Below are 20,336 nucleotides of genomic sequence, written 5' to 3'. Positions count from 1 at the left end.
ATACCTCCATATCATTTCGATAAGGGAGTCCTTGCTGTGCAGAACGTACAGGCGACTCTTGCTGCGGTCGCTGCCGCGGTAGCTCTGGCTACCTCTCCCCTTGTCGCCTCGGCAGGGGAGAACGACGGCAAGCTTGCGCTGACCATCTCGGTCGACGGAGCAATCGGGCCGGCGACGGCCCGTTACGTAAAAGACGCGCTGACCAAGGCGAGCGAACGACACGCCGAGGTTGTCGTTCTGCGCATGAATACGCCGGGCGGTCTCTCAACCAGCATGCGCGAAATCATCACAGACGTGCTGGCGTCGCGCGTTCCCGTCGTCGGTTACGTTGCACCCTCCGGAGCCCATGCGGCAAGTGCCGGAACCTATATCCTTTATGCTACGCATATCGCGGCCATGGCGCCGGGCACCAATCTCGGAGCGGCGACGCCGGTGCAGATCGGCGGCCCGCTGCCGGGTCTGCCGGACACTACCCCTGACAAGAACGATAAGGACAAAAAGGACGGCAGCGATCAGAAGCCGAAGACGAAGGATTCCATGACGGCGAAGGCGACCAACGACGCCGTCGCCTTGATCCGCAGTCTTGCCGAGTTGCGCGGCCGCAATGCCGATTGGGCGGAAAAGGCGGTGCGGGAGGCCGCCAGTCTTTCCGCCAATGCCGCATTGCAGGACAAAGTCATCGACCTCATCGCACGCGATCAGGCCGAACTGCTCAGGCAGATCGATGGTCGCGCGGTCGAGATTGCGGGTGGCGATACGCGGCATCTGGCGACCAGCAACGCGGCGCGTGAAGCGATCGATCCCGGATGGATCTCACGATTTCTCAGGGTGATCACCGATCCCAACATTGCCTTCATTCTGACGCTGGTCGGCATCTACGGGCTGATTTTTGAACTTTCCTCGCCCGGTGCGGTCGCGCCCGGGGTGATCGGCACGATCTGTCTGCTGTTGGGTCTTTATGCGCTCAATATGCTGCCCATCAACTATGCGGGCCTCGGCCTGATCCTGTTAGGGATCACGCTCCTGGTCATTGAAGCCTTCAACCCGACCGTGGTTCTCGGTCTCGGCGGCATCATCGCATTCGTACTCGGAGCAGTGATGCTGTTCGAGATCGAAGAGCCCGGATTCCGGCTGTCATGGCCGGTGATCGGCATCGCGGCCGCGATCTTCATCGGCCTGATTCTGGTTGTCCTCGGCTCGCTTCGACGTGCTCGAAAGGGCCCCGTACGGCTCGGCGCGCAAGCCATGCGCGGCCTGTCCGCCGAAATCCTCGACTGGTCCGAGAGCGAAGGTCACGTCTTCACCCAGGGTGAGCGCTGGCAGGCGCGCGGTACCGAAGCCTTCAAACCCGGAGAGGTGGTCGAGGTAGCCAATATCGTGGATTTGACGCTGGTGGTGCGGCGCCGTCCGGTGCTGACCGCCCGCGAAGGAGGTACGTGATGATGCTGGATTATTTGACTTATGGAACGCTCGCTTTGGTCGTGGTCCTGTTTCTGTCCTCGGCCATTCGCATCCTGCGGGAATACGAGCGAGGCGTCGTGTTCACACTCGGCCGCTTCACCGGTGTGAAAGGTCCGGGCTTCATCATCTTGATTCCGGTCGTGCAGCAGATGGTGAAGGTCGATCTCCGGGTGATGGTACAGGTCGTGCCGCCGCAGGATGTGATTTCGCGCGACAATGTTTCGGTCAAGGTCAATGCCGTTCTCTACTTCCGCATCATCGATCCCGAGCGCGCGATCATCAAGGTCGGCGATTACATGGCCGCGACCAGCCAATTGGCGCAGACCACGCTGCGCTCGGTGCTTGGCAAGCACGAGCTAGACGAGATGCTTGCCGAACGCGACCGACTTAATGCCGATGTCCAGGAAATCCTCGACCAGCAGACCGATGTCTGGGGTATCAAGGTCACCACCGTTGAGATCAAGGATGTCGATCTCAACGAAACCATGGTGCGCGCGATTGCCAAGCAGGCCGAAGCGGAGCGGTTGCGGCGCGCCAAAGTGATCAATGCGATGGGCGAGCAGCAAGCCGCCGAGAAGCTGGTCGAGGCCGGCCGAACGCTGGCGCGGGAGCCTCAGGCGATGCAACTGCGCTATTTCGCGGCGCTGCACGACATTGCCGGCGAGCGATCCTCGACCGTGGTGTTTCCGCTGCCGATGGATTTGCTCGGCCACGTGACCGGGCGGCGAAGCGAAGCGACGTGATTTTGATCGTTGCCGGCAACAAGCCCATCGCGTGCCGCCCGAATGGCCAAGAGCGCTGATCGAGCGATGCGGCCGAATATTCGGCGAGAAGGTCCGGCTGCATCCGGCAACCAGGGAGAGCAACGATGGTAACTTATGTAGTGCTTGCCAATTTCACCGACCAGGGAATCCGCACCGCGAAGGACTCACCGAAGCGGGCGGAGGCTTTCAAGAAAATGGCCGAGACCTTCGGAGTGACCGTAAGAGAGCTGTTCTGGACGCAGGGACGGTATGATGTTGTGACAATCCTCGATGCGCCGGATGAATCTTCCGCCATGACGCTCAACTTGAGTCTTGGCGCGTTGGGCAATGTTCGCACCGAATCGTTGCGGGCGTTCTCGGCGGCGGACATGGCCAGTATTGTCGGGAAGATGCTCTGACCGCCGCTGCGCAGCCGGACCATCCGTTCAAACCGAGGCGCCGGCGCAGGTGACGATTGCCTCTCGTTGCCATCTCGTCAAGGACGACTGGACGCGGTCTCGATTTCCTGAGCGGGGGCTTGTCCCGAAAGTGGTGGCCCGCGATCATCCTCCTCAGGTTCGAACTGTTCCTTGAAGATCACTCTCAGCAACCGCCAAAGTTCACGGTGGCCCGCGGTCTGACCGCCTTGCGTCAGATACTCCGCGATATCCATTGCGTCTGTTCGATAGTCCGCCGCCCCACGGATACGCGGGTCCATGTAGGTCCACTCATGTTCGACGTATAAGCGCTTGCTGTCAGTGTCGAAGACAAGGCTCCAAAAATCCAGTTCCGTGATTTCCGGGCCTTTGACCTGCCGATGTAGCTCCCGTTTCAAAAAGGCCATCTTCTGCTCCTTCCGCGTAAGGTTTCATGGAACGCATCCGGACTTATGGCCCCCATACAAGTTGGAGACTTGATAGAAATCTGATCGTTCCTGGCCGGTTCAAGGCCGCATGGTTGAGTATTTCCCTGAGGGATGGGCAAATTCCACGTCAGGGATTCCGAGCCTTGCAATCGAGGGGTGCGCGTCCTCGCGGCCATCCCTCAGGGCATGCGCGGTTGCAAGTCAGGCCCTGGGCGCTGAGCATCCTGCGACAACCAGTCTGGTCGAGAGCGCCGGACCCGGATACGCTTCAGCCCAACCACGCACGTCGGGGAGGCACAACATGAACAAGCTCGAACAACTTCGGCCAAGCGGCCTTCACCACAATCCGGCTTATTCCCACGTCGTCGTCGCTTCGGGCGCGCGCACGATCTATGTCGCGGGGCAGGTGTCCGTCGATGAGGAGGGACGGGTGGTCGGCGAGGGTGATCTGGCCGCGCAGACGACGCAAGTAATGCACAATATTGGCTTGGCGCTGAAAGCCGCCGGTGCGAGTTACGCTAACGTCGTGAAGATCACCACCTTCGTCGTCGGCTACAAGCCGGAGCTCCGTCCCATCATCGGCAAAGCGCGCTCGGTCTTCTTTGAAGGCATGGAGCCGCCGGCGAGCACGCTCGTTGGCGTAACGGCGCTAGCGGCCCCTGAATGGCTGATCGAGATTGAGGCAGTCGCCGTCGCCGATTGACCGTCTTCTCGTTCCGTCATGGCGAGGAGCGATAGCGACGAAGCAATCCATCTCTCCGCTCGTGGCGCTATGGATTGCTTCGCGGAGCCTATCATCGGGCGCGCATTCGCGCGACCCGTTGGCTCGCAATGACGTGGCGAGGCGCGCGGTCTACTCCTCCTCGTCTTCTTCCCTCGCCGGCCCCTTGTACGCAATGCCGCGGATCACCGCGGCATTGCCGAACTTCTTGCGCAAATCATCCATCGCGCGCTCGGCGTGGGCCGAGCGGCGGTCGAGCATGTCGCTGTCGTCTCCTCGCGATCCCTCGCGCAAAGCGCTGACGCCGGTGCCCATCAGGCGGAAGGCGGTGCCGTCGATCTCCTTCGCCAGCATTTCTCGCGACACCGCAAAAATCTTCGCGGCGAGCTGGGTCGGCGCCTGGATCGATTGCGAGCGGGTGCGCTGCCTGAAATCGGCGGTCTTCAGCTTCAGCGTGATGGTGCAACCGGCCAGGTTGCCGTTCTTCAGTCGGGACGACACTTTTTCCGACAGCCGCCAGAGCAGCCGCTCCAGCGTGGCGAAATCGCGGATGTCGTTTTCGAACGTGGTTTCGCTCGATATCGTCTTGGCGCCGCGATCCGGCACCACGCTGCGGTCGTCGATGCCGCGCGCCAGCCGCCATAGCCTGCGGCCTTCGCCGCCGAACTGCTTCATCAGCTCGACCTCGTCGGCGCGCTGCAGGTCCGCAATGGTGCGAAACCCCCGCTGCAGCAGCTTTTCCTGGGTCGCGGGGCCGACGCCGTAGATGAAGCCGACCGGCTTGTCCGCCAGCATCTCGCGCGCCTCGACCTGGTCGACGGCGGCAAAGCCGCGCGGCTTGTCCAGGTCGGACGCGATCTTGGCCAAAAACTTGTTGCTGGACAGGCCGACCGAAACCGTGATCCCGATGTCGCGCTCGACCTCACGGGCAAAGCGCGCCAGCACTTTTGCCGGGATCATGCCGTGAACGCGCTGTGTGCCGGCGAGATCCAGAAACGCCTCGTCGATCGAGAGCGGTTCCACCAGCGGCGTGAGCGTCTGCATGGCGTGCCGCACCTCGCGGCCGACGCGGACATATTTGGCCATGTTCGGCGGGATCACGGCTGCCTGGGGGCAGAGCGCCAGCGCCTTGAACATCGGCATCGCCGAGCGCACGCCATAGGTCCGCGAGACATAACAGGCGGCCGACACCACGCCGCGCTTGCCACCGCCGATGATCACGGGCCTGTCTGCCAGCTCCGGATTGTCGCGCTTCTCGACGGTGGCGTAGAACGCGTCACAATCGATGTGTGCCAGAGCCAGCGAGGGTAGGGCGTGGTGCCGGACCAGGCGCGGGGAACCGCATTCACTACATCGCCTTGCCGTGATATCGAGGTCGCCGAGGCAATCCCGGCAGAACGCGCGCGGACCGTCTGGCGCCTGCGCGCTCACGGCACGTCGCGCTCCCAGTGCGGGTCGCCGAGCACCTGACGGGCGGCGGCGATATTGGTCGGGTGAAGTTGCGAGACGCTCGCAAATGCCTTCACCGTCGCGTCGTCGCGCATCACAAAATCCAGCACCGAGGCCAGAAATTGCGGGTCCGCGGCGGCGGTGCGCAGCGTCTCCGGACCGATGCCGGTTTCAGCCAGGAACCGGCCAAGCCGCTCGGGATCGCCGGCAATGAAACTCAGGGCCTGAACCGCAACGATTTCAGCCACTTCGCGGGGGTTGTGAACAGGCTTTTTCAATAGATCATTTGCCTTTCCGTTAACTTATGGTCTCTAATTTGGGAACCATCATGCCCGAGTCTGCGAATGGTGTTCAACAATCGAAACCGCTTCGTAAAAGTTGGCGCATCGATTTAACGGCTTAGAGCGAATCTGGCGCTAGTTTGAATTCAGTTTTCGACAGGGGGCGGCGGCGGAGCAGGACGTGCCGAAAGGCCGGGCTTGTTTCCTGGGATGAGGGAGGGACGGGATGGCGAAAACCGTCCTGATCGTGGAGGACAACGAGCTCAACATGAAGCTCTTTCGCGATCTGTTGGAAGCGCATGGCTATCAAACCTCCGGCACCAGCAATGGTTTCGAGGCGCTCGATCTCGTCCGCAAGCTCCGCCCCGATCTGATCCTGATGGATATCCAGCTTCCGCAAGTCTCGGGCCTCGAAGTGACGCGCTGGATCAAGGACGATCCGGAGTTGCGTGCCATTCCGGTGGTTGCCGTCACCGCATTTGCGATGAAGGGCGATGAAGAGCGCATCCGCGAAGGCGGCTGCGAGGCGTATTTGTCCAAACCAATTTCCGTCGGCAAGTTTATTGAAACCGTGCGGCGTTTTATCGGGTAGGGTGAGTTTCGATGTCTGCGCGTATCCTTGTCGTCGATGACGTTCCTGCGAACGTCAAGCTTCTGGAAGCCCGGCTGTCGGCCGAATATTTCGACGTGCTGACCGCTTCCAACGGCGCCGAGGCGCTTGACCTCTGTTCGCGCTCCGAATGCGACATCATCCTGCTCGACGTCATGATGCCGGACATGGACGGTTTCGAGGTCTGTCGCCGGCTGAAATCCAACCCCGCCACCCATTTCATTCCCGTCGTGATCGTCACCGCGCTGGATAGCCCGGCTGATCGTGTCCGCGGACTGGAGGCCGGGGCCGACGATTTTCTTACCAAGCCGGTGTCCGACATCGTTCTGATCGCGCGCGTTCGGTCACTGACGCGGCTGAAGATGATGACCGATGAGCTGCGCATGCGCGCCATCACCTCGCTCGAGATCGGCATGGAAGCGCCCGAGCGCAGCGCGATCGCCGACAAGGGCGTCGGCGGGCGGATCCTTTTGGTCGACGACCGGCAATCGTCCTACGAGCGGCTGGCGCCGATCCTTGCCGCCGAGCACACCGTCGATGTCGAAGTTAATCCGGCGGAAGCGCTGTTTCACGCCGCTGACGGCAATTACGATTTGCTGATCGTCTCTCTCAGCCTGGAAAATTACGACGGCCTGCGGCTGTGCAGCCAGGCGCGCTCGCTGGAGCGCACCCGGCAGTTGCCGATCCTCGCCATCTCCGACGCCGACAACAATGCGCGGCTGCTGCGCGGGCTCGAGATCGGCGTCAACGATTATCTCCTGCGTCCCGTCGACAAGAATGAGCTGCTGGCGCGGGCGCGCACCCAGATCCGCAAGCGGCGATATACCGACCACCTGCGCGACAACGTGCAGAACTCCATTGAAATGGCGATTACCGACGCGCTGACGGGCTTGCACAACCGCCGCTACATGGAAAGCCATCTCTCGACGCTGGCCGAGCAGGCCTCCAGCCGCGGCAAGCCGCTGGCGCTGATGATCCTCGACATCGACTTCTTCAAATCCATCAACGATACCTACGGCCACGATGCCGGCGACGACGTGTTGCGCGAGTTTGCCGTGCGCATCCGCAAGTCGATCCGCGGCATCGATCTCGCCTGCCGCTATGGCGGTGAGGAATTCGTCATCGTGATGCCGGAAACCGACCTGACCGTCGCTGGCATGGTCGCCGAGCGCCTGCGCCGCTCGATCGCCGGCGAAACTTTTGCCGTCAACAAGGGCACCAAGCGGATCGACGTCACGATCTCGATCGGCCTGGCGACGTTGGATCGCGAGGGCGAGCCGGTCGCCGACGTGCTCAAGCGCGCCGACACCGCGCTCTATCGCGCCAAGCACGACGGACGGAACAGGGTGGTCTCGGCGGCGGCGTGAACCGTCGTCCCTGCGAACGCAGGGACCCATAACCACCGGCTGTCGTTTTGCGAAAGGCGTCTACCCGCCCCGCCTTAACGATAGATCGCGCGGTATGGGTCCCGGCGTTCGCCGGGACGACGGCAGATAGATTTGTCGCGTCAAGCAACAATCTTGGCTTTCTGCCCCACCGCCTCATACGCCAGCCGCTTGAACTCGAACGAGAACGGATGGACGAACGCCATCTGGCGCTGCGCCATCATCACCCCGGCCATGTTGCGCTTCGGCGAAATCCACCATTGGGTACCGGCGACGCCGCCCCAATAGAGCTCGCCCGCGGCATCGGGATGATCGAACGCCGAAGGCGTCAGGATCAATCCGCCGGCCAGGCTAAAGGCCTTGCCGGGCTGCTCTCCCATCATGGCAAAGCGGATCCACTGCCCCTCGGGCAACTGGTTGGTCAGCATCAACGCAATCGTTTCCGGCTTGAGCAGGGTCGGGCCGCCGGGCAGCAGGTTTCGGATCAGCGCGACCATGTCGGGCAGGGTTGAAACCAGGCCGCCACCGCCGCTGAGTCTCGCGATCGGGCGCAGATAAGCGCCGGGGAAGGGCGAGTCGTCGATTCGGGTCAATCCCGGCTTCATCGGCTCCATCAGATCCGCACCGGCGTAATAGGCGACGAGCCGTCCCTGATCCTTTTCCGGCACGATGAAGCCGGTATCGACCATGCCAAGCGGATCGAGAATGCGCGCCTGGATGAACTTGTCAAAACTCTGGCCGCCGATGACTTCGACCAGCCGCCCCAGCACGTCAGTGGCCAGCGAATATTCCCACGACGTGCCCGGCTGATAGATCAGTGGCAGGCCGGCCAGCACGTCCACCATGTCGGCCAGCGTCGTCATGGGATTGTGGACGCCGCGCTCATTAAGCGCCTTGTAGATGGCAGTGCCCGGATCAAAAAAGCCGTAGCTCAGACCGGAGCTGTGGCTGAGCAACTGACGGATAGTGATCGAGTTCTTCGCAGGCTCGGTGTCATCAAGCGAGGTGGCATCGGGCCGCAGCACCTTTCGATTTCCGAGCTGCGGAATGAATTTTTCAATGGGATCGTCGAGCTTGAGTTTGCCTTCCTCGAACAGCAAGAGCACGGCGCAGGAGGTGATCAGCTTGGTGTTGGAGAAGACGCGGAAGATATGATCGGAGCGCAACGGCGTCCGCGCTTCCTTATCGGCCCAGCCGACGCAATTTACGTCAACGAGGTCGCGCCCGACCATGACTGCCCACGAAATGCCTGACAACAGATTGTTGTCGACATAGCACTGCATGGCCGCGCGTGCCGGTTTGAAGTCGTAACCGTTGGCGGTCACTTTCAGGTCTTCCATTTTCGCTCCCTTTATGATCGTTAGTTTGGCGCGGCTCTATCTTGTCGCCCCTGCGCACGCCGGACCCATAACCACTGATGTTGTTTGTTGTAAGAAGGTAGCTACCACATCACCGAACTGAAAAGCCACGGGGTATGGGTCCCTGCGTTCGCAGGGACGACGAACGGGAGGAATTCAAGTTGCCGATCTTGACTGCCGCTTCTTTGCTGCATGCTTCTGCGCAGGAGCAGGCGTACGAATCTTCACCCCCGCATTCCTCAGCAGCACCGTTGCCGCTTCCTTGGCCGCGCGCGCCATCGCGGGATCATTGCGGACGAGATCCTGCGCGATCGAGCCGTCGACGAGCAGAGCGAGCTGCGTCGCCAGTGCGTCTGCTTGGCGGACGCCGAGTTGCACCAGCAGGTCGCGAAACCAGAGGCGGCGGCTTTCCTTGAATTCGACCGCGACCTTTCGGACCGACTTATCTTCGCCGAGTTCGGCGACCGCATTGACGAACGGACAGCCGCGAAAATCTTTTCCCGAAAAGCGCCGCTCCAGCGAATCGAAAGTGCCGAGAATCTGTTCGACCGGCGACTTGTCGGAAGGCCGCGGCGCCACGAAGCGGCGGGCCAGATAAGCCGAGATCAGCGCGTCCTTGGACGGAAAATGATTGTACAGCGTGCGCTTGCTGATGCCGATTTCGGCCGCGATGGTATCGACGCCGACCGCGCGAATTCCCTGCAGATAGAACAGCCTATCTGCGGTTTCCAGAATCCGGTCCTTCATCGCCGGTTTGGCGGGCAGGGGTGCCATGCGAATGCGAGGGCCCTCGTTTGCTTGACAGCAGCGCCCCCTTATAGCCTAGTTACACAGGTCTGTGTACCCATTTCAGATGTCATTTGGAGGACGCGGCGTTTGAATCGCGCTCTTCAGGGAGAATAAAAACAATGGCCCTGCTGCAAATCCTGCGTCCCACACTTCCGATTCTGATCGGAGCGTCGATCATGCTGACGCTCAGCATGGGGCTGCGGCAGTCGCTCGGTATTTTCATGCAGCCACTGACGCAGGACATCAAAATATCGGTCTCCGATTTCACGCTGGCAATCGCCGTGCAGAATCTCGCCTGGGGATTTTTGCAGCCGCTAGCCGGGGCGCTGACGGTGCGTTACGGCTTCCGCGCCATCATGGTGGTTGGCGCGCTGTTCTATCTCGCCGGCCTTGCCTTGATGGCGGGCGCGAACGGCGTTCTCGCCGTCATGATCGGTGGCGGCGTGTTGATCGGCATCTCGCTCGCCTGTACCGCTGCCGCTATCGCGATGTCGGTCGCGGCCCGCGCGGTGCCTGCGTCAGTACGCTCGACGGTGCTCGGCCTGGTGTCGGGTGCAGGATCACTCGGCGCGCTGCTGTCGGCGCCGATCGGGCAGATGCTCAACGAGAGCTATGGCTGGCGCGTGGGCCTGGTTGGCTTCGTGGTCCTGTCGCTCTTGATGATTCCGGCCGCCTGGTATGCGGGCAGGGTGGACAAGATTCCGCTCCCACCGACTTCGCCGGATGAGATCGGCAACACTTCTGCCACCGTCGCGACCAAGATCGCATTCTCCAATGCCTCCTTCGTAGTGATGACCGGTGCCTATTTCGTCTGCGGCATGCAGCTCGTCTTTCTCACTACGCACCTGCCGTCCTATCTGGCGATCTGCGGCATGGATCCGATGCTGAGCGCGCAGACGCTCGGCATGATCGGCGGCTTCAACGTGATCGGCAGCATCTTCTTCGGCTGGGCCGGCCAGCGCTGGAACAAGCTGGCGCTGCTCGGCGCCATCTACATCTTCCGCTCGATCGCGCTGGCCTGGTATTTCACGCTGCCGCCGACGCCGGCGACCACGCTGCTGTTCGGCGCCATCATGGGCTTTCTGTGGATGGGCGTCGGCCCGCTGGTCGCGGGCGCGGTCGCCGAAATGTTCGGCCTGAAATGGCAGGCCATGATCCAGGGGCTCGCCTTCATGAGCCATCAGGTCGGCAGCTTCCTTGGCGCGTTCGGGGGCGGGGTGCTCTACGACGCGCTCGGCTCCTACACAATGGCATGGCGGATCGGCGTCGCGCTGGGCCTGGCCGGCGGCGTCGTCCAGGTTGCCTTCGCGCTGATCCGGCCGAGCGGGCCGCCGCAGATGCAGACGGCGTAAGGCGCGGGCAGTATCAGTGTTCCCCGGATGCTCAGCAGCGCGCTGCTCTTGGCGGCGTGGTGCGCTGCTGATCCGGGGTCCATCTGGCGGCGCTATCGGTGGGTCCCGGCCCTGCGGAGCAGCGTGAAGAACGCTGCACCGCGTCCGGGACACGGATAGTCAGGAATCAAAAACGGGGCCGCAAGGCCCCGTTCAAAAACGTCAGCGCTCGGCCCGCTTACTTGATCTTCGCTTCGCGAAACTCGACGTGCTTGCGCGCGACCGGGTCGTACTTCTTCTTGACCAGCTTGTCGGTCATGGTGCGCGAATTCTTCTTGGCGACGTAGTAGAAGCCGGTATCCGCCGAGGAAACGAGCTTGACCTTGATGGTGACCGCTTTGGCCATGTTCAGAACCTCAAATTGGGGGTGTCAGGCGCCGGCCAAACCGGCCTGCATTTGCCGCGCAACCTAGCTTCTGATCGCCCAAAGTCAAGGTTTTCGGGGCAAAAACCAGCATAAATCCGGGTAATTAACCCTCAAACAACTGGTTTTTCGGCCTCGGCAACCGCTAATTCTCTGAAAAAGCCGTTGCGCAGTGAGGATCACGCGCGGTTCAAGAGATTGGTTAGACGGGTTATCGTGGCGCGAAGGGCGGTGATCGTATCGGTGGATTGTTGGATCAACAATTTTGCTGCGACGCTGGCGCGGCTGGTTGGGTTAGCCTTGATGGAAGCCAGTGTAGTGCTCTCCCATTCGACTTGTGAGTCGAATTTGGCGAGGTCTGTTCGGTAAAGCACTAGTGAGGCGCGCAACGTACGAAGGGCAAGGATTAGGTCACCTGGGAATAGGTCGAGAGTTTCCCACGCTTCAAGTATTTCCTTAGGCTCGGAAATTGCGAGATCGACGGTCTTAAAGGATTTGTTTTTCCAATCGCCGAGTTTCTCCTCTAATTCTCTTGCCTCCTGTCGTAGTACTTGGATTGCGAACTCTACTTTTAGAAGGATGGCCAGCGAACGCCTCATAAGCTGTTCATCGGATATTTGCCTGTCCAGCTTCACCTTGGCCATTGCTGCCGTATAGGCGATAGCCGCTGCGGCTAGTGCAGCAAAAGCGGCTAGAAGATTCTGCCAGCGATACAAGCCCTCAATGCTAATGGGACCGGCTATTCCTAGCCACGCGGATAGCGCCGCGGCCAACAGTAAGGCCGCCAAAGGACCTAAACCGGGAAGTTTTGGAATCACGGTAGCCTCGCCCCTACGAGCGATCATCTCACGACCGTTCAAGTAGTACAACGAGGACGGAAAGCTCGCTATTAACCCTCAAAGAACCGGTTTTTCGGCCTCGGCAGCCCCAAATTCTCCCGCAGTGTCCGGCCCTCATATTCGGTCCGGAAAATCCCGCGCTTCTGCAGTTCCGGCACCACCTTGTCGACGAAATCGTCGAGCCCTGCGGGGAGGAACGGGAACATGATGTTGAATCCGTCGCTGCCGCGGCTCATCAGCCATTCCTCCATCTGGTCGGCGATGGTCTGCGGCGTGCCGACAAAAGACAGCCCGCCATAGCCGCCGACGCGCTGGGCGAGCTGGCGTACGGTGAGCTTGTCGCGCGCGGCGGCGTCGACCAGCCGCTGGCGGCCGCTTTTGCTCGCGTTGGTTTCGGGGATCGGCGGCAACTGACCGTCGGGATCGAAGCCGGAGGCATCGGTGCCGAGTTGCACCGAGAGCGAGGCGATGGCGCTGTCGTAGTGTACCATGCTGTCCAGTTTCGCGCGCTTCTCCTTGGCTTCCTCGATACTATCGCCGACGACGACGAAGGCGCCGGGCAGGATCTTCAAATGCTCGGGGTTGCGGCCGATCTTTTCCATACGGCCTTTGATGTCGGCGTAAAGCTTTTGTCCGTCGGCGAGGCTGCCGCCGCCAGTGAACACGGCTTCCGCGGTCTCCGCCGCGAGCTGCTTGCCGTCCTCCGACGCGCCGGCCTGCACGATCAACGGCCAGCCCTGCACGGGGCGGGCAATGTTGAGCGGCCCGCGCACGGAGAGATATTTTCCCTTGTGATTGAGCACGTGCATCTTTGCCGGATCGAAATAAAGCCCGCTCTCGACGTCGCGCACGAAGGCGTCGTCGGCGAATGAGTCCCAGAGACCGGTGACCACGTCATAGAATTCGCGCGCCCGCTTGTAGCGCTCAGCGTGCTCCATATGGTCGTCGAGCCCGAAATTCAGCGCAGCATCCGGATTGGAGGTGGTGACGATATTCCATCCGGCGCGGCCGCCCGAGATATGGTCGAGCGAGGCGAAGCGCCGGGCCACATGATAGGGCTCGTCGAACGTCGTCGATCCCGTCGCGATCAGACCGATATGCTCGGTGGCGCCGGCCAGTGCCGACAGCAGCGTGAACGGTTCGAACGAGGTGACGGTGTGGCTGCGCTTGAGCGCATTGATCGGCATGTTCAGCACGGCGAGATGATCGGCCATGAAGAACGCGTCGAACTTGCCGGCCTCCAGTTTCTGAATCAGTTGTTTGATGCGGGGGAAACTGAAATTAGCATCGGGCCAGGCGCCGGGATATCGCCACGCGCCGGTGTGGATGGAGACCGGCCGCATGAATGCGCCGAGCTTGAGTTGCCGTTGTGCCATGGCCCCGTTTCCGTAGCAGTTATTGTTGGAGAAAGAGATAGGCACGGGCGAGGGCGGCGCCATTAGGGGCGCGCAGAAGATTTTTGCAATTTAAGGGACAGACGGAGAACGATTCGACGACGGCAATGCCGTCATTGCGAGCGAAGCGAAGCAATCTATAGCGCCGCAATGGTTGGTATGGATTGCTTCGTCGCTACGCGCCTCGCAATGACGTGGAGAGATTGGAGGCTACACCCCCAACACATCCTTCTGCATCTTGCCGCCGTAAAAGTGGAAGAACGGCACTGGCGCGTCGTGACGCAGCGGACCGGTCGCAAGGCGGCGTTCGAGTTCGGCGAGTACGTTCTTGGTCATGGCATGCGCGTCGGCCAGCGGCTGCGATCCGATCTCGACCCACACCAATTCGACCAGTTCGGCATCCGCGTGGATCACGCCTTCGACCCGGTGGGCGATGGCTGACGCGTCCGCGGTGAAGAAGCGCGTATCGAAACGACGAACGCGGCCGGGCGGGGTGATCGCACGCGCGATCAGGAACAGGCTGGATGGATCGGGCAGCAGGCCCGCTTCAGCAAACGGCTTCCAGGCGCCGTCGAGCTTGACGGGCTTGTCGACCTTGCATCCCAGGCAGAGCCCGGTTTCCTCGCAGGCCTCGCGGATCGCGGCAACCGCCAGCGCTCGCGCGCGAGAAGGCGCAATCTTCGGACTGCCCTTCAAGAGATTGGCTTCAAGCTCTGGGGAAATCGGCGCGGCGACCGGAATGCGGTTGTCCGATTTATCGACACGCCCGCCCGGGAAAACGTATTTGCCCGGCATGAACACCACCTTGTCATGGCGCTTGCCGACCAGAACCTTCGGCTTCGCGCCAGAGCGGTCGATCAGGATCAGCGTGGCTGCATCCCTGGGCCGGAAATAGGGATGATGATCGGCTTCTTTTTCTTCTTTTACGGCGGTCGCAGCGTCGCTCATTCCATCCCCATTTTAGTGCTCTTGCTTGTCACCGGTTTAGCTAGACCGGCGGAATGTCGCCAGGCGCATTTTCGTCAAAGCCGTGCATACGCAGTGCCCATTGGACGCCGACGACCGCCCCCTTGATCGGCTGTAACAGCACCAGCGATAAAAGGAACGTCGCCGGCAAATAGATCGCCAATTGCAGCCATACGGCCGGCGAGAAATTGGTTTCGATCCACAGCGCCGCCGGTACCACGATGTGGCCAACGATGACGATGACGAGATAGGCGGGCAGATCGTCAGCGCGGTGCGGAGTGAAATCGAGCCCGCATTTCGAGCAATTGTCGGCAGTCTTCAGGAAAGCGCGGAACATCTTGCCCTCGCCGCAACGCGGACAGCGGCAGCGGAAGCCGCGCTTCATAGCACTCCAGAGGTCGCGCTTCTCGGCCTGCGCGGTGTCCCGGGTCCATGTCGTCGCGGCGCTCACCGTTTCCATGACTTGCCTTTCTTCGATTTGCGGGGCTTGGCTTCGCCCGACTTGCCCTTGTGGGGCTTGCGAACCTTATCGCGCGGGCTGCGGCCCGGGAGCGATTTCGACGCCTTTGTCAATGCTTTCGAACCGTCGCGTTTTCTGCCGCGCGGAATGACCTGGCCTTCCGACAACAGCTCGAACCGCAACGCGCCGGCCACTGGCGCAGCTTCTACCAGACGCACGTCGACAACGTCACCCAACCGGTGCATGGCACCGCTGCGTGAGCCGACGAGCGCGTGACGCGTCTCGTCGTAGTTGTAGTATTCGGTGCCGAGCGTGCGGATTGGGATCAGCCCGTCGGCGCCGGTATCGGAAAGTTTCACAAACAGGCCGGCGCGGGTCACGCCCGAGATGCGGCCCTGAAACGTTGCGCCGATACGATCAGCGAGGAAATGCGCGATCAGCCGGTCGGCGGTTTCGCGTTCGGCCTTCATGGCGCGGCGCTCGGTCAGCGAAATCTGCGCCGCGACCTCGCCCAATGCCTCCAGCGTCTCGCTCTCCGGCAACGCGCCCTCGCCGAGACCAAGTGCGCGGATCAGCGCGCGGTGCACGATCAGATCAGCGTATCGCCTGATCGGCGAAGTGAAATGCGCGTAGCGGCGCAGGTTGAGGCCGAAATGGCCGTAATTCTCCGCCGAGTATTCCGCCTGCGCCTGCGAGCGCAGCACCACCTCGTTCACCAGTGGCTCGTAATCCTCGCCACGGACCTGGCCCAGCACGCGATTGAACAGGGAGGGGCGTAGCGCGCCGGTCTTCGCGAACGGCAGGTCGAGCGTCTTCAGGAATTCCTGGAGGTTATGAACCTTTTCCAAGGTTGGTTCGTCATGCACGCGGTAGATAAGCGGCAGCGCCTTTTTTTCAAGCATTTCGGCCGCGGCGACGTTGGCGAGGATCATGAATTCCTCGATCAAACGATGCGCGTCGAGACGCTCGGGCACGATGACGCGATCGACAGTCCCGTCGGGCTTGAGCAGGATTTTTCGTTCCGGCAGATCGAGATCGAGCGGATCGCGCTCGTCGCGCGCGATCTTGACCAAAGCGTAGGCGGTATAGAGCGGCTTCAGGATCGGTTCGAGCAGCGGACCAGTGATATCATCGGGCCGCCCGTCGATCGCGGCCTGCGCCTGTGCGTAGTGCAGCTTCGCGGCTGAACGCATCAGCACGCGATGAAAACTGTGCGAGCGCTTGCGGCCGTCGGGGCCGATCACCAGCCGCACCGCGAGCGCGCCGCGCGGTTCTCCAGGCACCAGCGAACAGAGATCGTTGGAGATCCGCTCGGGCAGCATCGGCACCACGCGGTCGGGGAAATAGACCGAGTTGCCGCGCGTCACCGCTTCGCGGTCTAGCGCCGAGCCCGGCCGCACATAGTAGGCGACGTCGGCAATCGCGACATGGACGATATAGCCGCCCTTGTTGTTCGGATCGGAATCGGGCGCGGCGTGCACCGCGTCGTCATGATCCTTCGCATCAGGTGGATCGATGGTCACCAGCGGCAAATCGCGCCAGTCCTCGCGGCCTTTCAAGTCAGCAGGCTGCGCGGCCTCAGCCTCGCGCAACGCGGATGGTGAGAACACTTGCGGAATTTCATGGGCGTGGATCGCGATCAGGCTAATCGCCTTTTCGCTCGACAACGAGCCGAGCCGCTCCTTCACCTTACCGGAGGCGAGGCCATAGCCGCGCGAGCGCACCAAATCGACGCTGATGAGGTCGCCATCCTCGGCGCCCGCGGTGTCCGGTGGCGCGATGTTCAATTCGCGCCCGGCCTGCTTCTTGTCGACGGGAACGAGCAGTCCGCCGCCGCCAGGTAGTTTGCGGAAGATACCGAGCACGCGCGTGCGGGCCTGATCGATGATCTTGATGACACGCCCGCGATATGGGGCGCCTTCGCCATCATCAGCCTTCTCGATCCGCAACAGGGCTCGGTCGCCGATGCCCGCCGCGGTGCCGGGTTGCAGACGGCGCGGGACGTGGATACGGATCTTCGGCGCGGGGCCGCTCTGTTCAGTGTCCCATTCGGTGGGAGTGGCGAGCAGTTCGCCGTCGGTGTCGCGCCCGGTGATGTCGGCGATCACGGTCGGCGGCAGGAGAGCCGTCTCGTGGATTTTCCGGCCGCGTTTGGCGATGGCGCCTTCGTCGGCGAGCTCGCGCAGGATACGTTTCAGCTGGGCGCGGTCGGCATTCTTCAGGCCGAACTCGCGGGCGATTTCGCGGGTACCGAGCTTGCCGGGATGGGCACGGATAAAGGCGACGATGGCGTCCCGGGCCGGAAAGCCATGGTCGTGTTTTCTCTTCACTTATCCTCGCGCCTTGCCCGCGCTCTTTTTCGCGGGCGTTTTGGGTGCAGCGGGCTTCGCCGCCGATGTCTTGGCGGCGGACGCGACCGGCGCACGCGCCTTGCTGATGGCCCCCGATTTCGGCTTCGCGGCCGGCTTCTTCGCCGGCGCCTTCTTGGCGGGCTTCGGCGCATCGGAATCGGCAGCCTTGGTGGCAGCCTTGGAGGCGGCTTTTTTCGGCGCGGCCTTCTTCGCAGCGCGTTTCGGCTTGCCGCCGCCCTTGGCGGCGCGCTCGTCGATCAGCGCGATCGCGTCTGCCAGCGTGATCGTCTCCGGCGTCTTGTCGCTCGGGATCGTGGCGTTGACGCCGCCGGCGGTGACGTAGGCGCCATAGCGGCCGTTCTTGACAGCTACGCCGCCAAGGCTCGGATGCTCGCCGAGCGGCTTGCCGGGATCGGCGCCGAAGCGGCGGCCGCTCGGGCCTTTTGCGATCTTTTCCGCGATCAGTGTCACCGCGCGGTTGAGCCCGATGTCGAACACCTCGTCACCGGCTTCAAGACTCGCATAGGTCTTCTCGTGACGCACAAACGGCCCGAAGCGGCCGATGCCCGCGGTGATCGGCTGGCCGGTTTCCGGATGCTTGCCGATCTCACGCGGCAGCGACAGCAGCTTCAGCGCCAGATCGAGCTCCATGTCGCCGGGCGACATGTTCTTCGGGATGCCCGCGCGCTTGGGCTTTTCGCCTTCGGGATAGTCCTTCTGCTCGCCGAGCTGGATATAGGGGCCGAAGCGGCCGGCCTTCACCGTGACGTCGAGACCGGTTTCGGGATCCTTGCCGAGAACCCGATCGGCGCTGGCTTCAGAATCGGCCGCGAGCGGACGGGTGTAGCGGCATTCCGGATAGTTCGAGCAGCCGACGAAGGCGCCGAACTTGCCGGCCTTCAGGTTAAGCCGGCCGGTACCGCAGGTCGGGCACTGCCTGATGTCGCCGCCATCGGCGCGCGGCGGATAGATGTGCGGCCCCAGCATGTCGTCAAGCGCGTCCAGCACCTCGGCGACGCGCAGATCCTTGATGTCGTTGACCGCGCCGATGAAGTCCTTCCAGAAATCCTGCAGCACCTGCTGCCAGGAAATCTCGTTGTTGGAGATGCGGTCGAGCTGCTCTTCCAGCGCCGCCGTGAAGTCATACTCCACATAACGCGAGAAGAAGTTTTCGAGGAAGGCGACGACGACGCGGCCCTTGTCCTCGCCATGCAGCCGCTTCTTCTCCAGCTTGACGTAACCTCGGTCTTTCAGGACCTGCAAGATTGAGGCGTAGGTCGAGGGACGGCCGATGCCGAGCTCTTCCATTCGCTTCACCAGCGAGGCTTCCGAGAAGCGCGGCGGCGGCTCGGTGAAGTGCTGGGTGACGGCAAGAGCTTGCCGCTTCAGGGCTTCGCCTTCGCTCATTGCGGGGAGGCGGCGGGAATCCTCGTCTTCGCCGTCGTCGTCCTTGCCTTCCTGATAGAGCGCGAGGAAACCGTCGAATTTGATGACCTGGCCCGAAGCGCGCAGCTCCAACACGCGGGAGCCGGCTTTCGCCGCGATGTCCACGGTGGTGCGTTCGAGTTCGGCCGATTCCATCTGGCTCGCAATGGTGCGGATCCAGATCAGCTCATAGAGTTTCGCCTGATCGGGATCGAGGCGGCGGCGCATCTCGGTGGGCCGGCGCGACAGATCGGTCGGGCGGATCGCTTCGTGCGCTTCCTGCGCGTTCTTGGCCTTGGTCTGGTACTGGCGCGGTGCGTCGGGGACATAGGCGTTGCCGTAATCCTCGCCGATCACCTTGCGGGCCTGGGTGATCGCCGAGCCGTCGATCTGCACGCCGTCGGTTCGCATATAGGTGATGAGGCCGGTGGTCTCGCCCCCGATGTCGATGCCTTCATAGAGCCGCTGCGCGATCCGCATCGTGTGCGCCGGTGCAAAGCCGAGCTTGCGGCTGGCTTCCTGCTGCAGCGTCGAGGTGGTGAAGGGCGCCTGCGGATTCCGGCGCGCGGGCTTTGCCTCAACGGTCGAAACAGTGAAGTTCGCCGCTTCAATGGCCTTCTTGAGGTCTTCGGCTTCGGTGCCGGAGCCGATGTCGAGCCGCTGGATCTTCTTGCCGTCGGCGCCGACGAGACGCGCCTCAAAGCTGTCGCCACGCGGCGTCGTTAGCGTCGCGACCAGCGACCAGTATTCGCGCGGAACGAATTTTTCGATTTCGAGTTCGCGGTCGCAGACCAGCCGCAGCGCGACCGACTGCACGCGGCCGGCCGAGCGCGCGCCCGGCAGCTTGCGCCATAGCACGGGTGAGAGCGTAAAGCCGACCAGATAGTCCAGCGCGCGGCGCGCCATATAGGCGTCGACCAGCGCGCCGTCGATCTGCCGCGGCGCCTTCATCGCATCGGTCACCGCCTGCTTGGTGATGGCGTTGAACACCACGCGCTCGATCTTCTGATCTTTCAGCGCACGCTTCTCCTTCATCACCTCCAGCACGTGCCAGGAGATCGCCTCGCCCTCGCGGTCAGGGTCGGTTGCGAGAATCAGTCGGCTGGCGCCCTTCAGCGCCCTGGCGATGTCGTTGAGCCGGCCGGCCGCCTTGGGATCGACCTCCCAGATCATCTGAAAATTGGCGTCCGGATCGACGGAACCGTTCTTGGCGGGGAGGTCGCGGACATGGCCGAACGAGGCCAGAACCTCGTAGGAGGCGCCCAAATACTTATTGATCGTCTTGGCTTTCGCCGGCGACTCCACGATGACGATATTCATGTCATTCCAATGGCTTACGGGAAAAGATAAAGGCGGGTTCCGCGAGACTCGCGGCCCACCGATTGGCCCCGAACATGGGTGGTGAGGCGGCCCCTGTCAAATCGGCAAATGCCGCCAGGGAACCTTTGGGATCGACTTGATATCTAACGAGTTGCGAAATACGC

General features: G+C 62.2%; 19 protein-coding genes. 7 read left to right on the top strand and 12 right to left on the bottom strand.

The genetic code is table 11. The features are described from left to right. Positions 1–36 precede the first annotated feature (36 nt). The 3 genes from HCN58_RS25185 (at position 37) to HCN58_RS25175 (ending at position 2,623) form a co-directional block, all read left to right on the top strand. The gene (locus HCN58_RS25185) at positions 37–1,440 is read left to right on the top strand and encodes an NfeD family protein (protein WP_171582072.1); all 1,404 of its coding nucleotides are present in this window, start codon (positions 37–39) and stop codon (positions 1,438–1,440) included. Beyond that, positions 1,440–2,204: a slipin family protein gene (locus HCN58_RS25180; RefSeq protein WP_171582071.1), complete on the top strand. Its 765-nt coding sequence runs from the start codon at positions 1,440–1,442 to the stop codon at positions 2,202–2,204. The genes HCN58_RS25185 and HCN58_RS25180 overlap by 1 nt, the downstream gene beginning before the upstream one ends. Positions 2,205–2,329: 125 nt before the next feature. Further along, on the top strand, positions 2,330–2,623 hold the full coding sequence (locus tag HCN58_RS25175; RefSeq protein ID WP_171582070.1) for a GYD domain-containing protein: 294 nt from the start codon (positions 2,330–2,332) through the stop codon (positions 2,621–2,623). Between the two features lie 77 nt (positions 2,624–2,700). On the opposite strand, the gene HCN58_RS25170 is transcribed toward HCN58_RS25175, so the two are convergent. Next, on the bottom strand, positions 2,701–3,048 hold the full coding sequence (locus tag HCN58_RS25170) for a hypothetical protein (protein ID WP_171582069.1): 348 nt from the start codon (positions 3,046–3,048) through the stop codon (positions 2,701–2,703). A gap of 322 nt (positions 3,049–3,370) precedes the next feature. Between HCN58_RS25170 and HCN58_RS25165 the strand changes: the two genes are divergently transcribed. After that, on the top strand, positions 3,371–3,772 hold the full coding sequence (locus HCN58_RS25165) for a RidA family protein (RefSeq protein ID WP_171582068.1): 402 nt from the start codon (positions 3,371–3,373) through the stop codon (positions 3,770–3,772). Positions 3,773–3,922: 150 nt separating this feature from the next. Here HCN58_RS25165 and HCN58_RS25160 read toward each other — a convergent pair whose 3' ends face one another. Both HCN58_RS25160 and HCN58_RS25155 read right to left on the bottom strand, forming a co-directional pair. Beyond that, the gene (locus HCN58_RS25160) at positions 3,923–5,221 is read right to left on the bottom strand and encodes a DNA polymerase IV (protein ID WP_171582067.1); all 1,299 of its coding nucleotides are present in this window, start codon (positions 5,219–5,221) and stop codon (positions 3,923–3,925) included. Further along, positions 5,218–5,517, bottom strand: coding sequence for a DUF3572 domain-containing protein (locus HCN58_RS25155; RefSeq protein ID WP_171582066.1), 300 nt, complete (start codon positions 5,515–5,517; stop codon positions 5,218–5,220). Before HCN58_RS25155 ends, HCN58_RS25160 begins: the two co-directional genes overlap by 4 nt. A 229-nt stretch (positions 5,518–5,746) precedes the next feature. On the opposite strand from HCN58_RS25155, the gene HCN58_RS25150 reads away from it, so the two are divergent. Both HCN58_RS25150 and HCN58_RS25145 read left to right on the top strand, forming a co-directional pair. Next, entirely contained in the window at positions 5,747–6,112 is a 366-nt protein-coding gene (locus tag HCN58_RS25150) for a response regulator (protein WP_027538546.1), read from the top strand. 11 nt (positions 6,113–6,123) lie between these two features. Further along, complete coding sequence (locus HCN58_RS25145) at positions 6,124–7,497, top strand: PleD family two-component system response regulator (RefSeq protein WP_171582065.1); 1,374 nt, start codon at positions 6,124–6,126, stop codon at positions 7,495–7,497. 140 nt (positions 7,498–7,637) lie between these two features. Here the strand turns inward: HCN58_RS25145 and HCN58_RS25140 are convergent, their stop codons facing one another. Both HCN58_RS25140 and HCN58_RS25135 read right to left on the bottom strand, forming a co-directional pair. Further along, a complete protein-coding gene (locus HCN58_RS25140) occupies positions 7,638–8,855 on the bottom strand; it encodes a serine hydrolase domain-containing protein (protein ID WP_235983853.1) in 1,218 nt (405 codons plus the stop codon). 174 nt (positions 8,856–9,029) lie between these two features. After that, positions 9,030–9,647, bottom strand: a complete 618-nt coding sequence (locus HCN58_RS25135; protein WP_171582064.1) for a TetR/AcrR family transcriptional regulator — start codon at positions 9,645–9,647, stop codon at positions 9,030–9,032. Between the two features lie 134 nt (positions 9,648–9,781). Between HCN58_RS25135 and HCN58_RS25130 the strand changes: the two genes are divergently transcribed. Beyond that, a complete protein-coding gene (locus tag HCN58_RS25130) occupies positions 9,782–11,014 on the top strand; it encodes an MFS transporter (protein WP_171582063.1) in 1,233 nt (410 codons plus the stop codon). Between the two features lie 217 nt (positions 11,015–11,231). Here HCN58_RS25130 and rpmG read toward each other — a convergent pair whose 3' ends face one another. From rpmG to topA, 7 genes are all read right to left on the bottom strand, one after another. Then, entirely contained in the window at positions 11,232–11,399 is a 168-nt protein-coding gene (gene rpmG, locus HCN58_RS25125) for a 50S ribosomal protein L33 (protein ID WP_007603295.1), read from the bottom strand. 197 nt (positions 11,400–11,596) lie between these two features. Further along, positions 11,597–12,235, bottom strand: coding sequence for a hypothetical protein (locus HCN58_RS25120; RefSeq protein WP_171582062.1), 639 nt, complete (start codon positions 12,233–12,235; stop codon positions 11,597–11,599). A gap of 71 nt (positions 12,236–12,306) precedes the next feature. After that, positions 12,307–13,632, bottom strand: coding sequence for an LLM class flavin-dependent oxidoreductase (locus HCN58_RS25115; protein ID WP_171582061.1), 1,326 nt, complete (start codon positions 13,630–13,632; stop codon positions 12,307–12,309). A gap of 228 nt (positions 13,633–13,860) precedes the next feature. Then, on the bottom strand, positions 13,861–14,598 hold the full coding sequence (locus HCN58_RS25110; protein ID WP_171582060.1) for an NUDIX hydrolase: 738 nt from the start codon (positions 14,596–14,598) through the stop codon (positions 13,861–13,863). Positions 14,599–14,638: 40 nt separating this feature from the next. Continuing rightward, positions 14,639–15,076, bottom strand: coding sequence for a DUF983 domain-containing protein (locus HCN58_RS25105; protein ID WP_171582059.1), 438 nt, complete (start codon positions 15,074–15,076; stop codon positions 14,639–14,641). Next, positions 15,064–17,406, bottom strand: coding sequence for a ribonuclease R (rnr, locus tag HCN58_RS25100; protein WP_171582058.1), 2,343 nt, complete (start codon positions 17,404–17,406; stop codon positions 15,064–15,066). The genes HCN58_RS25105 and rnr overlap by 13 nt, the downstream gene beginning before the upstream one ends. Further along, positions 17,407–20,172, bottom strand: coding sequence for a type I DNA topoisomerase (gene topA, locus HCN58_RS25095; protein WP_171582057.1), 2,766 nt, complete (start codon positions 20,170–20,172; stop codon positions 17,407–17,409). It lies immediately after the preceding gene. Between the last annotated feature and the right edge of the window lie 164 nt (positions 20,173–20,336).

Source organism: Bradyrhizobium australiense, assembly GCF_013114825.1.
GTDB lineage: Bacteria > Pseudomonadota > Alphaproteobacteria > Rhizobiales > Xanthobacteraceae > Bradyrhizobium > Bradyrhizobium australiense.
Note: the sequence above shows the minus strand (reverse complement) of the source record. Positions and strands in the feature narration are given on the sequence as shown.